Source organism: Clostridium algoriphilum (genome assembly GCF_020443705.1).
GTDB classification, from domain to species: domain Bacteria; phylum Bacillota; class Clostridia; order Clostridiales; family Clostridiaceae; genus Clostridium_AD; species Clostridium_AD algoriphilum.
On sequence record NZ_JAIZZK010000003.1, the window covers coordinates 192226 to 206480 of the forward strand.

Annotated in this window: 15 protein-coding genes; all 15 read right to left on the bottom strand. The window is 31.9% G+C overall.

Going from position 1 to position 14255, the window contains the following annotated elements:
- Positions 1–8: 8 nt before the first annotated feature.
- Entirely contained in the window at positions 9–755 is a 747-nt protein-coding gene (gene tatC, locus LGK95_RS04520; RefSeq protein ID WP_226122716.1) for a twin-arginine translocase subunit TatC, read from the bottom strand.
- Positions 756–785: 30 nt separating this feature from the next.
- Positions 786–1025, bottom strand: coding sequence for a twin-arginine translocase TatA/TatE family subunit (gene tatA, locus LGK95_RS04525; protein ID WP_226122718.1), 240 nt, complete (start codon positions 1023–1025; stop codon positions 786–788).
- A gap of 16 nt (positions 1026–1041) precedes the next feature.
- A complete protein-coding gene (hypB, locus tag LGK95_RS04530) occupies positions 1042–1710 on the bottom strand; it encodes a hydrogenase nickel incorporation protein HypB (protein ID WP_226122719.1) in 669 nt (222 codons plus the stop codon).
- Between the two features lie 3 nt (positions 1711–1713).
- Complete coding sequence (hypA, locus tag LGK95_RS04535; RefSeq protein WP_226122721.1) at positions 1714–2055, bottom strand: hydrogenase maturation nickel metallochaperone HypA; 342 nt, start codon at positions 2053–2055, stop codon at positions 1714–1716.
- A 9-nt stretch (positions 2056–2064) separates the two neighbouring features.
- Complete coding sequence (locus tag LGK95_RS04540; RefSeq protein ID WP_226122723.1) at positions 2065–2529, bottom strand: HyaD/HybD family hydrogenase maturation endopeptidase; 465 nt, start codon at positions 2527–2529, stop codon at positions 2065–2067.
- The gene (locus LGK95_RS04545; protein WP_226122725.1) at positions 2526–3938 is read right to left on the bottom strand and encodes a nickel-dependent hydrogenase large subunit; all 1413 of its coding nucleotides are present in this window, start codon (positions 3936–3938) and stop codon (positions 2526–2528) included. The genes LGK95_RS04540 and LGK95_RS04545 overlap by 4 nt, the downstream gene beginning before the upstream one ends.
- A 43-nt stretch (positions 3939–3981) precedes the next feature.
- Positions 3982–4866, bottom strand: coding sequence for a hydrogenase small subunit (locus tag LGK95_RS04550; protein WP_226122728.1), 885 nt, complete (start codon positions 4864–4866; stop codon positions 3982–3984).
- Positions 4867–5370: 504 nt separating this feature from the next.
- Positions 5371–6267: a hydrogenase small subunit gene (locus tag LGK95_RS04555; RefSeq protein ID WP_226122731.1), complete on the bottom strand. Its 897-nt coding sequence runs from the start codon at positions 6265–6267 to the stop codon at positions 5371–5373.
- 232 nt (positions 6268–6499) lie between these two features.
- Positions 6500–8797, bottom strand: coding sequence for a carbamoyltransferase HypF (gene hypF / locus LGK95_RS04560; protein WP_226122733.1), 2298 nt, complete (start codon positions 8795–8797; stop codon positions 6500–6502).
- A gap of 206 nt (positions 8798–9003) precedes the next feature.
- Positions 9004–9129, bottom strand: a complete 126-nt coding sequence (locus tag LGK95_RS22790; protein WP_226122838.1) for a nickel-dependent hydrogenase large subunit — start codon at positions 9127–9129, stop codon at positions 9004–9006.
- A 33-nt stretch (positions 9130–9162) separates the two neighbouring features.
- The gene (locus tag LGK95_RS04570) at positions 9163–10047 is read right to left on the bottom strand and encodes a hydrogenase small subunit (RefSeq protein ID WP_226122735.1); all 885 of its coding nucleotides are present in this window, start codon (positions 10045–10047) and stop codon (positions 9163–9165) included.
- Positions 10048–10496: 449 nt separating this feature from the next.
- Positions 10497–11249 carry an NYN domain-containing protein gene (locus LGK95_RS04575; protein WP_226122737.1) on the bottom strand — a complete coding sequence of 251 codons (753 nt, stop codon included), beginning with the start codon at positions 11247–11249 and terminating at the stop codon, positions 10497–10499.
- A gap of 171 nt (positions 11250–11420) precedes the next feature.
- Positions 11421–11741, bottom strand: a complete 321-nt coding sequence (locus LGK95_RS04580) for an ArsR/SmtB family transcription factor (protein WP_226122739.1) — start codon at positions 11739–11741, stop codon at positions 11421–11423.
- Between the two features lie 70 nt (positions 11742–11811).
- Positions 11812–12906: an NADH:flavin oxidoreductase gene (locus LGK95_RS04585; protein ID WP_226122740.1), complete on the bottom strand. Its 1095-nt coding sequence runs from the start codon at positions 12904–12906 to the stop codon at positions 11812–11814.
- Positions 12907–13082: 176 nt separating this feature from the next.
- A complete protein-coding gene (locus tag LGK95_RS04590) occupies positions 13083–14246 on the bottom strand; it encodes an AI-2E family transporter (RefSeq protein WP_226122741.1) in 1164 nt (387 codons plus the stop codon).
- Between the last annotated feature and the right edge of the window lie 9 nt (positions 14247–14255).

The window sequence follows — 14255 nt, forward strand, 5'->3', positions numbered from 1 at the left end:
TATTTTATTTATTCTGAAAGTTCTTTACTTTTGCGTCGTTTATCCTTTTTTTCAAGTAAGAATATCGACCAAATACTTATTTCGTAAAGAACTAAAATTGGCAACGTTACAATTGTTAAAGTAAAAGCATCTGAAGATGGAGTTATTATGGCTGCAGCTATAAACGATAGTAAAATCGTCATCTTCCTTGCCTTTTTAAGCATGTTGGAATTTATAATTCCAATTCTTGATAAAGCTATCAATATTAGTGGAAGTTCAAATATTACCCCTATACAAAAAAGTAATGATCCTATGAAAGAAAAGTATTCATTTGCAGATAGTATAGGTTTCATAAAACCATCACTGGTATCCATAAGAAACTTTATAGTAGTAGGTAGAACCAGTGTATATCCAAAATACATTCCAAAAACGAAGAGGATAAAAGACAATGGTAAAATGACAAATATCAAGAGTTTCTTGATTTTTTTTGTTATTATAGGTCCAGTTGCTTGTATTATTAAAAAAATAACCACTGGGGAGGCTACAATTAGCCCTCCTAAGAAAGAAACCCGTATCTTTGCCATTAATCCTTCAGTCGGAGTCATAAAATGTAATTGTATCCCATTCAGTGGCTTTGCGAGTATATTAATTAACAAATTTGATTCAAGATATACAAGAGAGGCTGCTGCAATAATAATTAGAATTACCCAAAGGATAATTTTTCTAAATCTCTCAAGCCAGTGGGCAGCCTGAACAATTAGTTCACTCTTAATCATAGTTTTACTCCCTAAAGATTATTTTACTTCTTATTTTTTAGTTTCTTCTACTTTAACTTCCGCTTTGGTTTCTTGTGCCTTAACATCAGCTTCTTTAACCTCTGCTTTAGCTTCTTTTTTATTATCATTCATTAGTTCTGATGAGGCCTTTTTAAATTCTTTTATCGTTTCACCAACTGACTTACCCAGGGACGGTAACTTTCCTGGTCCAAAGATTATAAGTGCAATAACTAATATTATTGCAAGCTCCGGAAAACCTATTCTTGGCATAATAAAATTCCTCCTCTTATTTAATCTTCATTTTTTTATTTTTTATTTTACTCATTAACCACGAACATATTTCATCTATACCCTGATTTTTAACACAAGATGTTTCAAATAGATCCACATTAGCATTTAAAGATTTTATATCTTTGTAGAACTCTTTTTTGTCAAAATCAGTAAATTCTATTAAGTCCAGTTTGTTCAAAATAATTGCACCACTTTTTTCAAACATGAGTGGATATTTCAAAGGTTTGTCATTTCCTTCTGTGGTACTCAAAACAGAAATTTTTATATCTTCACCAATTTCAAATTCTGCAGGACATACTAGATTACCTACATTTTCGATTACTAGTAAATCAATATTATCAAGAGTTAATGAATTTAATGCACCTTTAATCATTTCTGCATCAAGGTGACACGCTCCTCCAGTGTTAATTTGAATTACTGGAACTCCCTGCGCCTCTATCCTCTGCGCATCTTTTGTGGTATAAATATCTCCTTCAATTACAGCAATATTTATATCATTTTTAAGTTTAGCTATTATTCGCTCAAGTAGCGAAGTCTTACCTGAACCAGGTGAACTCATTAGATTTATTACATAAATACCTTTTTCGTCAAGTATTTTTTTATTTTTAGAAGTTATCTCATCATTTGTTTGAAGTATGTTTCTAACTACCTTTATTTCGCTCATATTTTAATCTCCTTCTATTGTATTTATATAAAGCTCATATCCACTAATAATACTAGAACTGAATTTATTACAACATGGACAAAGTTTATTAAAATGATCAATTGGGAATTCTTGTTTACAGTCAATGCATTCAGCTACTGCCTTGACTCCTTCTATTTCTAAAGTTGAGCCTTCAAGCATTGTATCCATTGTACAGCTTTTGAATGCAAAGTTTAAGGATTCTTTCATAACGCCAGATAACTCACCTATTTTTAACGATACTTTATTAACTTTAGTAAATTTGTTTTCAATTGCTTTTTCTATTACTATTTCGATAACATTTTGAATTATAGAAACTTCATGCATACTTATCTCCTAATTAATTCCCAGTTCTTTTTTTATATTAGAAACTATCTCTGGGATCTTAGAAATCACTGTTTGTGTCATTTCTAAATCTACGCCTATTTTCTCTGGCTCAACTCCGAATATAACCACTTCAGGGTATTTGTTCATCATGTTTGCCATTCGTGCGACGTCCAGTATTTGAACATCATGGATAGAAAGATTTTCTTTTTTATAGTTTTTAATATCTTCTGGTTTTATTTTGTATATTGTGCCCGGCTTTAAGCCTGCCCTTAGACAATCTACAACTATAACTTTTTTATAATCAAGAAATAAACCAAGTGTATCAAGTGTGGAAGTACCTCCATCTACTAATTCAATAGTAGATGGAAGTTTTTCATTTTCCAGTTGTTTTATTACATGTACTCCCACACCATCATCTTGGAGTAAAATATTACCTATACCAAGAATAACGGTGTCCTTAATAATTAAACTCATATAGGTTGTACCACAAAGTTTGACATTTCAATCCCTTCTGGGGACATCACATGTACTGAACATCCTGTACATGGATCAAATGAGTGTACTATTCTTAAAAGTTCAACCGGCTCCGCTGTATCTACAACATGAGTTCCAATTAAAGCTTTTTCAATAGGTCCAACATTTCCTGCATCATCCATTGGTGAAGCATTCCAACAAGTTGGGGTTACTATCTGGTATTTAGATATTTTTGAAGTTGCAACAGAAACCCAATGTCCAAGGGCTCCTCTTGGTGCCTCTGTTAAGCCTATTCCACTTCCTGAAATTGGTGCTCCAAGATTTGTGAATGCACTTGCACCGACTACTATTTGATTGAGCCATGTCTGCATATTAGCGGCTATCTTAGCTGTTTCAGTATATCTAGCCATATGTCTATCCATTACAGAAACTCCATTTTTATAATCTCCACTAAGCCAAGTTCTTGCAATACTTCCTGCCTCATAAGGGGTACCATTGTATCTTGGTGCCTTAAGCCAGGTATAAGCTCCTGTTTTACCGTAGCTTGGAGTTGTTGTTTCACTTGATGGGTTAACGCCAGATGGTGATGTATACCAGGAATGTCCTACGTATTCTTTTACATTGGTAGCAGCAAAGCTTCCAACGATGCCACCGGTTACTGTTCCAGCGGGGAATAACTTAGTTCCAGTAGTGCTAGTATCAAATACTCCATAGGATATTAAATTACCGTATCCCTTGCCTATAGTGTAATAATCACTATATGTTGAGGCCAATAGATTAACATCAGCCTTATATGTATTTGTAATAAAAGTTGTTATAGTATTTAAATAATTTCTAAAGTTTGTTATGTCTGTTGAGGTTGGGATAGCAGTTACACCACCTGGAACTACGTTGCCCACATGTGGAAGTTTACCACCAAAAATTGCTCCCATTTCGTGTGCTTTTCGCCTAATTGACAAGGCTGTAACATAATTATTTATTAAGGTTTGACTATCAGTAGCATTAAACTTAAAATCCTGACTGTATCCTGGGGTCCATGGATTCATTTGTGGCCCCTTAACGTAATCCATTAATGCTAGTTGATAGAAATGTAATATGTGATTAGATATAAAGTTAGCTCCTTGTATAAGGTCTCTTAAAAGAAGAGCTTGTAAATTTGGAGTAAACCCTGAAGCAGCTTCAACGGCCTTTGAAGATGCAATTGCATGGGATACAGGGCAAATTCCACAAATTCTTTGTGTTAAGAATGCTGCATCCTTTGGTACTCTGCCTATAAGCATGTTTTCAAAGTCTCTAAATAAATTACCTGTAGCCTGCGCAGCTGTTACAATGTTGCTCGCGTCAAGAGTTACTGAAACCTTTAAATGTCCTTCAAGTCTGGTTATTGGATCTAATACTATAGTACTCATCTATTATCATTCCTTTCTTAAATAAATTAATAGTGGGATAGGCTTATAATAATGGACTTGTTGGGAAGGTAGGATTTGAACATCCTATACAAGGATAATTAACTTTCATACACCATGATTGTCCATTATTCCATTTCAATGATGTGCAAACATTATCGGTGGTTGTTCCTTTACATCCATATGCTAGGAAGCATCCAGTTGCTGATCCTATTTGGCTTGCTTTTCCAGTTCCTTTTCGTGGACACGTATTATGTACAGTTGTCCCATAATATTTAGTAGGTCTGTTATTTGTATCTAAAGCTGGATTACCAATTAAAATTAAATCCAAAAGTGATTGAATCAAAACAGTAGGATGAACAGGACAACTTGGTAAATTTACTATAGGGTTAGTTGTTTTCCCAGTTAGTATAGTTTTAACACTTTTGCATGCTGTACTGTTTGCACCGGTCGCCGAAACTCCACCAAAGGAAGCACAAGTTCCTGCAGCTACTACATATTTTGCCATTGGGCCATATTTTAAAACAGCTTGTTGCATTGTTAATGGAACTCCATTAACCTCTCCAATTATACAATAATTTCCACTTGCACCGGTAGGTATTGCACCTTCTATAACAAGTATAAATTGACCTTTATACTGAGTAGCACTTTGGTCAAGGGTTTGCATTGCAAGCTCACCTGAAGCAGTCATAATTGTGCTGTTATATTTCATACTTATTTTATTTAAGAGAACATCATCGATAGTGGCTGGATTAGTTACATTTAAAGTGGAAATCGTACATCCAGAGCAGCCTGCACCTTGAATCCAAATTATTGGTGGATCTGTTTCCGCTGCAAGAACAGTGTTTACATTGTCAAGATCAAAATCTACATTTAAAGCAACTGCTGCCGCAACCGACCATTTCAAAAAATCTCTTCTACTTATTTTCATAAATATCCTCCCTCAATTTTTTTATTAGCGTGTTATATTTTTTGATTTAAGTTAGTGTAACACACGTTATAAAAATAAATCAAGATTAATTATACATATTATGTCATAATATGTACTTACAAAATGAACAAAACTAATTATTGTAAATTAAATACATTTATTTTTCTCTTATATACCTTATTTATTAAATTTTTCTATACATGGTACTATTGTTTTATAACATAATTTACATTAAATGGAGTAAAATATTATGGTTGTACAACAAAGTTTGACATTTCAACTTACAGACCACTTAAAAAAATCTCTTCTACTTATTTTCATAAATATCCCTCCTTAAATTTCAGAAAACTATTTACAGTTTTCCTTAACATCAATATACATGAAAAATATGTCGTACGGATTGTTACCTCGTTAATTTTTGTTAAGTTATGTTAAATTTAATTTAACAATTAATTAAATTATTTTAATGGTGTCACTGGTTGCGCTGTGTCAATCTATTATAAATTAATCACGATTACTTAATAATGGATTCGTTGGGAATGTCGGGTTTGAACATCCTATGCAAGGATAATTAACGCCTATACACCACGCTTGTCCATTATTCCACTTCATTGATGGACATATATTTTGGCAACCTGGTCCCATGCATCCAAATTCTTCGAAACATCCAGTTTTTGCTCCTATTTGGCTGGCATCTCCAGTTTCTCTTCTTGGGCACACACTATGTACAGATTTAGCATAATATTTAGTAGGTCTGTTGTTCGTATCTATTGCTAGCGTGCCAACTAAAATTAAATCCAAAAGAGATTGAATCAATACAGTAGGATGAACAGGACAACCTGGTAAATTTACTACAGGGTTAGTTGTTTTTCCAGTTAAAATAGTTTTAACACTTTGGCATCCTGTACTATTTGCACCGGTCGCCGGAACTCCTCCAAAAGAAGCACAAGTTCCTGCAGCTACTACATATTTTGCCATAGGGCCATATTTTAAAACAGCTTGTTGCATTGTTAATGGAACTCCATTAACCTCTCCAACAATGCAATAATTCCCACTTTCTCCAGTTGGTATTGCACCCTCTATAACAAGTATAAATTGACCTTTATACTGAGTGGCACTTTCGTCAAGTGTTTGCATTGCAAGAGCACCTGATGATGTCATGATTGTACTGTTATATTTCATACTTATTTTATTTAAAAGTACATCATCGATAGTTGCTGGATTAGTTACATTTAAAGTGGAGATTGTACATCCAGAGCAGCCTGCACCTTGAATCCAAATTATTGGGGGATCAGTTTCTGCAGCAAGAACAGTATTTACATTAGTAAGGTCAAAATCTACATTTAAAGCAACTGCTGCTGCAACAGACCACTTTAGAAAATCTCTTCTACTTATTTTCATAAATATCCTCCTTCAATTTTTAAAGGAAAACTGTCCACGGTTTTCCTTTAACACTAATATACATGCAAAATATGTCGTCCCAATGTATTCGCAGTTAATTTTTGTTAAGTTATGTTAATCTTAATTTAACAATCAATTAAATTATTAAAACGGAGTTTTTAAAATATTTATCCATATAAAAAAGACAGCAGTTTTTTTAACTGCTGTCTTTTTTATAACTAATGTAATAAATTTATAAGGTATATTCATCATTAAGTAAATCATTTTCAATTATTGCATTAGCTATAATTATCTGCCCAATTGCTAACCCTCCATCATTAGATGGTAAGTCTTTATGAGTGTAGACTTCAAAGTTATTAACTTTGAGATCTCGGCTTATTTTTTTCAGTAAAAAGCAATTTTGAAAAACTCCTCCGCTAAGCGATACTTCATTTATACCCGAGTCTTCTCTAACGCTCATGCATATACTTACAGTTAAATTAACTATGGTATTTTGAAACTTTGAAGCAATACCTTTAGACGATTTACCTTCTATTTTATCTCTTATAATCTCATTAATCATTTCATAAGGCTCAATAATATACATATCTCGCTTTATTACTTTATAAGTATATGATTCCTCTACATCCATATTTGATATAGCTTCTAGCTCAATTGAAGCCTGCCCTTCATATGTGACTACATCTGTAATTCCAATTATATTTGAAATAGCATCAAAAAGTCTCCCCATACTGGAAGTCTCGATGCAATTAATGTTTGAGTTTAAGACATTGATCAGTTTAATAGCCTTATCGCCATACATATTAAAAATTATATCATTAACTTCTTTTTTGCTTTTTTGTTTACTTAAAGCCTTATAAATATAAGAAACTGCCATTCTCCATGGTTCTTTAATAGCTTTTTCTCCTCCAGACATTTTTATATAATCAAGATGAGCAACTCGTGCGAATTCAAGGTGATTACAAATTAGAAATTCTCCACCCCATATTTTCCCGTCGCTTCCATAACCAGTTCCATCAAAGCAAACTCCAATAACTTTCTGCTTTAAATTATTTTCAAACATGTTACTAACTATGTGAGCATGGTGATGCTGCACCGCAATTTTAGGCAAATTATATTTCAGCGCATACTTAGTTGACATATAGTCTGGATGCATATCATGTGCTATAAATTCCGGAGAAAAAGAAAATATGTTTTTAAAATGTTCAACATTATTTTTATAGTGATCAAAAGTTTCTAAATTTTCCAGGTTACCATTAAATTGGCTTAAAAACAAGAAATCCTCTTTGCCTATACAAAAGGTGTTTTTCATATTGGAACCACAAGCTAAAATATTTTTAATGTTATTTGCTTTAAAAGGTTCAGGTACATAACCTCTAGCTCTCCTTATTATTGTTTGCTTTTCATCTACTACCTTTAATACAGAATCATCAACTGGGACATGTATTTCACGGTTATGTTGAAGAAAATAATCCACAATACCTGATAGACCGTCTCTTGCAGAATCAGCTTTATACTCTATAGGTAAACCGTTAGTATTTGCACTTGTCATAACAAGTACTTTAAGTTTTTCAGAAAACAATAAAATATGTATTGGTGTGTATGGTAGCATTACTCCAATTGTTCTTTGGTTAGGAGCAATATTTTGCGATAAATTATAACTTTCATTTTGACCCAAAATTACAATTGGCTTTTTTATTCCAGTTAGTATTTTTTCTTCTAACTGGTTTACACTGCAATACTTCTTTACTGTTTCTATATCCTTCATCATAACCGCAAGAGGTTTAAAAGGCCTTTTCTTCCTCTCCCTTAGATTGTTAACTGCTGTTTCATTTAATCCATCGCATGCTAAGTGAAAACCTCCCAACCCTTTTATAGCTAATATTTTTCCTTCAATAAGCATATTTTGAGCAAAACTTATAGGATTCTCTATATCTAATTTGTTACCTTTAAAATCCTCTATCCAAAGCTCCGGTCCACACTTCGCACAAGCGTTTGGTTGTGCATGAAATCTTCTATTTGTAGGATCTAAATATTCACTATTACATTCCTTGCACATTTTAAATCCACTCATTGTAGTTTTTTCTCTATCGTAAGGTAATTCTTTAATTATAGAAAATCTAGGGCCACAATTTGTACAATTAGTAAAAGCATATCCTTTTCTTCTATTGTTAAAATTCAGTATATCTTCTGAGCATTCACTACAAGTAGCTACGTCTGGCGATATAAAAGTTATTTTATCTAACCTCTGTTGACTTTCTCTAATCTCAAAGTCACAATAATTTAATATCTTATCATTTTTTACAGATATCTTTTCTATTCTAGCTAGAGGTGGAGGATCATTTTTAAGACAGTGCAAAAATTTATCTATATCTTCCTCAAATCCCTCAATATCTATATAAACTCCTTCAGAGTTATTATTCACCCAGCCTTTTAAATCTAACTTATTTGCTAGATTATATACAAATGGACGGAAGCCAACACCTTGAACTATTCCTTCAACCACAATAAAACTTCTCTTTTTATCCACAATGCACATCCTTCTTATATTAACTTTTAAAACCTACTCTTATTCGACAATCTAACATAAAATAACAAGATATGCAACCAAAAAATTAAGGAACTAAGATGTATATTTTATCTTAATTCCCATTATATTATTAAACATTTAAGTATTATTTTATATACCAATAAATACCATAAAAATATTAAAAGTGGATGTAGACACCATTCATTTTATACAAGAAGTTTTACTACGAAGTTTGACATTTCAATTCCTTCTGGAGACATTACATGTACTGAACATCCTGTACATGGGTCAAATGAGTGTACTATTCTTAAAAGTTCACGGTTGCGTAGTATCTACAACATGAATAAATTAATGTTGGGATAGGCTTATAATAATGGATTGGTTGGGAAGGTAGGATTTGAGCATCCTATGCAAGGATAATTAACATTCATACACCATGATTGTCCATTATTCCATTTCAATGATGTGCAAACATTATCAGTGGTTGTTCCATTACATCCCAATGATAGGAAGCATCCAGTTGCTGATCCTATTTGGCTTGCATTCCCAGTTCCTTTTCGTGGACACGTATTATGTACAGTTGCCCCATAATATTTAGTAGGTCTGTTATTTGAATCTAAAGCTGGATTACCAATTAAAATTAGATCCAAAAGAGATTGAACCAAAACAGTAGGATGAACAGGACAACTTGGTAAATTTACTATAGGGTTAGTTGTTTTCCCAGTTAATATAGTTTTAACACTTTGGCATGCTGTACTGTTTGGACTTGAAGCCGGAACTCCACCAAATGAAGCACAAGTTCCTGCAGCTACTACATATTTTGCCATTGGCCCATATTTTAAAACAGCTTGTTGCATTGTTAATGGAACTCCATTAACCTCTCCAATTATACAATAATTCCCGCTTGCACCAGTAGGTACTGCCCCCTCTATAACAAGTATAAATTGATCCTTATACTGAGTGGCACTTTGGTCAAGGGTTTGCATTGCAAGATCACCTGAAGCAGTCATAATTGTACTGTTATATTTCATACTTATTTTATTTAAGAGCACATCATCAATAGTTGTTGGAGTAGTTACATTTAAAGTGGAGATTGTACATCCTGAGCAGCCTGCACCTTGAAGCCAAATTATTGGCGGATCTGTTTCTGCAGCAAGAACAGTGTTTACATTTTCAAGATCAAAATCTACATTTAAAGCAACTGCTGCCGCAACAGACCACTTTAAAAAATCTCTTCTACTTATTTTCATAAATATCCCTCCTTAAATTTTAGAAAACTATTTACGGTTTTCCTTAACATCAATATACATGAAAAATATGTCGTATGGATTGTTACCTTGTTAATTTTTGTTAAGTTATGTTAAATATAATTTAACTTTCAATTAAATGATTATAATGGAATTTTTAAAATGTTTTTTCCATATAAATAAAACGACAGCAGTTTATTTAACCTTCCGTTTTCTTCCTCATTACATATCCCTATTAAACAATTGGGACAAATAAAAAAGACACCCATTAGGATGCCTTGAATTAATATTCTATTATGGTTTAGAAAATTGTAAATTAATTTATATTTAGTTTGATTATTTTGCATTTGTATCTGTGGATTTTTGGTTAGTCGTTCCTACATCTTGTGAAATATTCTTTGTTAATGCTACAAGTACTTTATTATTTGGTCATCAATGGTTGTAAGACATATTTATTCTTTATTTCTAATATATTTAAGAGTTATACTTGGATTTCTAGTTTTGGTTGATCTAATCTCAAATTGATTAAGCGACGCTACGAAAGGTGTAAGTTTTGTATAGCCATAATTTCTAGTATCAAAATCTGGATATCTCTTATTTAGAGTGCTACCTAATTCTCCTAAAAATGCCCAACCATCCTCATCTGAAATCTCAGTTATAATGGTTTTAATAGCTTCTACTAATTTGTCAGAACTTATCATACCACTTTTGTGCTCATCTTGGGCTTGTGCACCTTTAGTACTACTGATCTCAGTATTCTTTGGCGACATCGAAGCTAATACTTCGAGATATTTAAACTTTTCACAAGCTGCTATAAAAGGTGTAGGCGTTTTCTTCTCGCCCATGCCAATAACGTACATACCAGCTTCCCGTAGTCGTGCTGCTAGTTTAGTAAAATCACTATCACTGGACACAATGCAAAATCCATCAACATTGTTTGAATAGAGTATATCCATTGCATCTATTATAAGTGCCGCGTCCGTTGAGTTTTTACCTGTGGTATAACTATATTGTTGTATTGGACTAATAGAATAATTAAGCAATACATTCTTCCATGAAGCTAATTGAGGTTTTGTCCAATCGCCGTAAATTCTTTTATAAGTAGGTGTTCCATGATTTGATATTTCATCAATTATATATTTTATATACTTATCAGATACATTGTCAGCATCAATTAAAACTGCAATTTTTTTATCGTTTTCCATTTTTTCTCCTTCACACTTTTTTTATTTAATTATTTTTTATCAAGTAGTAAGTTATTATTTAAAAATAATTACTACAGTATATCATTCTACTAATTAACAAATATTCCTTCTTTATCTAAAAATCTATCCTGTAGTAATAATACCCTAGTATTTGTGATTTCTACTCAAACTTCATTTAACTTTTTCTAATCTTTTTATGTCTTCTTTGCACTCTTCCATTTCCTCAATATTCTTTTTAAGAAGGCATTTTAAAAAGTAATATTCCTTTAAAATTTGTGGATTCAGCTCATAATAAACAAATTGTGTTTTTTTAGACACAATTACAACCCCATCATTTAAAAGTCTTTTTAAATGCCTTGAGGCGTTTGGTTGTGATAATTGTAATGATGATTCTACTGAACCCACACACATTGGTTCATTCTTATAATAAAGAATACTTAATATTCTTAATCTAGTCTTATCATATAAACATTTCATAATATCTAATATCATAAATTTGAGCACCCCCTAAAACAATATATATAATATAAAAATATATATTTTGCGTCTTTATATACTCCCCTTATCTATTGAAAATACAAGAATTTGGTACGACGTCCCAGCATTTATTACAAGAAATACATTTTGGTTTGTAATCTTTGTTATCTACCCATTTATTAATTAAATCCGCTTCACAAAGTATTGTCCTAGAGAGTGAAAAATATTCAATATCTGTAGTGTTCAATATTTCATCCATTAAGTTGATATTTTTATTTCCTCCAACTAGAATTACCTTTGCCTTTACCTGGCGAGCAATATTCATTGCAGAAGCTCTAAAATATGATTGTTTTTCTATTGTATTAACTCCTTTTATAGATGCAGTTTGCCCCTCTCCTGAAGAAAGATTGGCTGCACTAGGTTCAATCATATCTATTCCTAATTTGTCCATTTCCTTAAAAACTTCTATAGATTCTTCTTTAGTAAGTCCTGGATTTTTCTCCATAAGGTCATCAAAATTGATTTTTATCATAATTGGATAATTATCACCTACTCTTTTTCTTATTTCTTTTATTACTTCGTAAATTATTCTTGCACGATTATGAATATCTCCACCATATTCATCACGTCTTGTATTATAATAAGGTGTTAAAAATTGACTTAATAAATAACCATGAGCTGCATGAATTTCTACAGCATCAAATCCTGCTTTTTTCACTCTTAAAGCTGCATCTCCAAATTTTTTAACTATTGCTTTTATATCTTCTTTAGTAGCTTCCTTCGGTGTAATTCCAGTTACTATGTTTTTTACAGCTGACGGTCCATAAATATTCATTCCACTAGCGCCTGGATGATCACTTTGGGATCCGCCATAGACAATCTGCATTGCAATCTTACTTTCATGTTTGTGAACCTTATCTACTAATATTTTATATTCTTCAATAAAAGAATCATCATAAATTCCAAACATCCTAGGATTAGGTTGCTCACCCTTTGATATAAATGCATACCCTGTTAGTATTAATCCTACTCCTCCTTTTGCAATATTTTCATATCTCTCCATAACTCCCTCATTTATATGACCATTATCTTCTGCCATCTCATCCCAAGTTGCTGCTCTAATAAATCTATTTTTAACCTCTAAATTCTTAATTTTTGTTTTTTCAAATAAATCTTTCATTTTATCTCTCCTCTGTTCTTTTTTATATTAATGTGTAGAACATATACACATTCGATTATATACACACTTAGTTATATTCATAATCATGTATATAATAAACGGTTTTCATTTATTTGTCAAGTAAATGAGAATCTAAAAAAGCACCTGAATTAACAGATGCTTAGCAATATTTATGTTTAAACTTCACTACGTCCTTCTTCCTGACGTTTTGTTATACTCTTCATTAAGAAAAGTTTTATTATGCCTGCAATAGGTACAGATAAAAGCATTCCAAGTATACCCGCTATTGAACCACCTATAGTTATTGCCATAATTACAAAAATCGGATGAAGTCCCATACTGTCCCCTACAATCTTGGGTGATATAACTGCACTATCAAGTTGCTGAACAGCAAGTAGTAGAAGTACTGCCCACAGAGCCATAATAGGATTAGGACTTAGAAGACCAATAATAATGGCTGGAATACAACCAATTAGTGGACCAACATAAGGTATAATATTCGCAATTCCTGCCGTTAAGCCTATAAGGAATGCAAAATCAAGTCCTAGGATTGACAACCCAATACTACTAATTAATCCAACTATTAAGCCATCAAGTAGTTGTCCTCTTATGAAACTAGACATAATATTATTAATTTCAAATAAAGTTTTATTGAGACCCCTAAATTTACTTTCCTTCATTATAAGGCTTACTGAATTTAAATATAGTTTTTTAAAGAACTCATAGTCCTTTAACAAATAAAATGAAATAAACAATCCAATAAAACTATTTATAATGATATTGCCTATACCTGCAAATAGGCTAATAATACCATTTATCGAAACCGATAAATATGAATAAACACCCTTTATAGCTTGCGATAAATATCCCTTTATATCAATAGATAAACCACTTTCAGTAATCTTTTTGTTGATAAAATCAAAAAACTCATTATATCGTTTTATATAATCACTAATAGTTGCAAACATAACTGATAAAGTTTCATTACTACTAATTTGTCCGCCAATCATTGCATAGATACTATAAATAAGTACGATAAATAATAAGATTACTACTAAATATGTTAGTACAATGCTAATCAAATGAGTCTTAAATTTTAGTTTTAAACTCTTAGTAAGAAAACAATCTATTAACTTTGATAACGGATATAATAAATAAGCAATTATACAACCAATAATAAGTGGCATAATTATTGAAATTGAAGATTTCAATATAACAACTATATTACTAAACAAACCATTAAAATTAAAGACTACATTGTAGCTTATAAAGATCAAAGTCGCTGCCAGGACAATATATAGTACATACTTAAGATATATTCTATCTAATTTATTTCTCAACCTTACATC

Bases quoted from the DNA above. Each gene is read 5' to 3' on its own strand.
- LGK95_RS04575 (WP_226122737.1), bottom strand. From the start codon at position 11,249: ATGGAAAACGATAAAAAAATTGCAGTTTTAATTGATGCTGACAATGTA.
- LGK95_RS04580 (WP_226122739.1), bottom strand. From the start codon at position 11,741: ATGATATTAGATATTATGAAATGTTTATATGATAAGACTAGATTAAGA.
- hypA (WP_226122721.1), bottom strand. From the start codon at position 2,055: ATGCATGAAGTTTCTATAATTCAAAATGTTATCGAAATAGTAATAGAA.
- LGK95_RS04550 (WP_226122728.1), bottom strand. From the start codon at position 4,866: ATGAAAATAAGTAGAAGAGATTTTTTGAAATGGTCGGTTGCGGCAGCA.
- LGK95_RS04555 (WP_226122731.1), bottom strand. From the start codon at position 6,267: ATGAAAATAAGTAGAAGAGATTTTCTAAAGTGGTCTGTTGCAGCAGCA.
- LGK95_RS04545 (WP_226122725.1), bottom strand. From the start codon at position 3,938: ATGAGTACTATAGTATTAGATCCAATAACCAGACTTGAAGGACATTTA.
- hypB (WP_226122719.1), bottom strand. From the start codon at position 1,710: ATGAGCGAAATAAAGGTAGTTAGAAACATACTTCAAACAAATGATGAG.
- tatA (WP_226122718.1), bottom strand. From the start codon at position 1,025: ATGCCAAGAATAGGTTTTCCGGAGCTTGCAATAATATTAGTTATTGCA.
- tatC (WP_226122716.1), bottom strand. From the start codon at position 755: ATGATTAAGAGTGAACTAATTGTTCAGGCTGCCCACTGGCTTGAGAGA.
- LGK95_RS04570 (WP_226122735.1), bottom strand. From the start codon at position 10,047: ATGAAAATAAGTAGAAGAGATTTTTTAAAGTGGTCTGTTGCGGCAGCA.
- LGK95_RS04540 (WP_226122723.1), bottom strand. From the start codon at position 2,529: ATGAGTTTAATTATTAAGGACACCGTTATTCTTGGTATAGGTAATATT.
- LGK95_RS04585 (WP_226122740.1), bottom strand. From the start codon at position 12,906: ATGAAAGATTTATTTGAAAAAACAAAAATTAAGAATTTAGAGGTTAAA.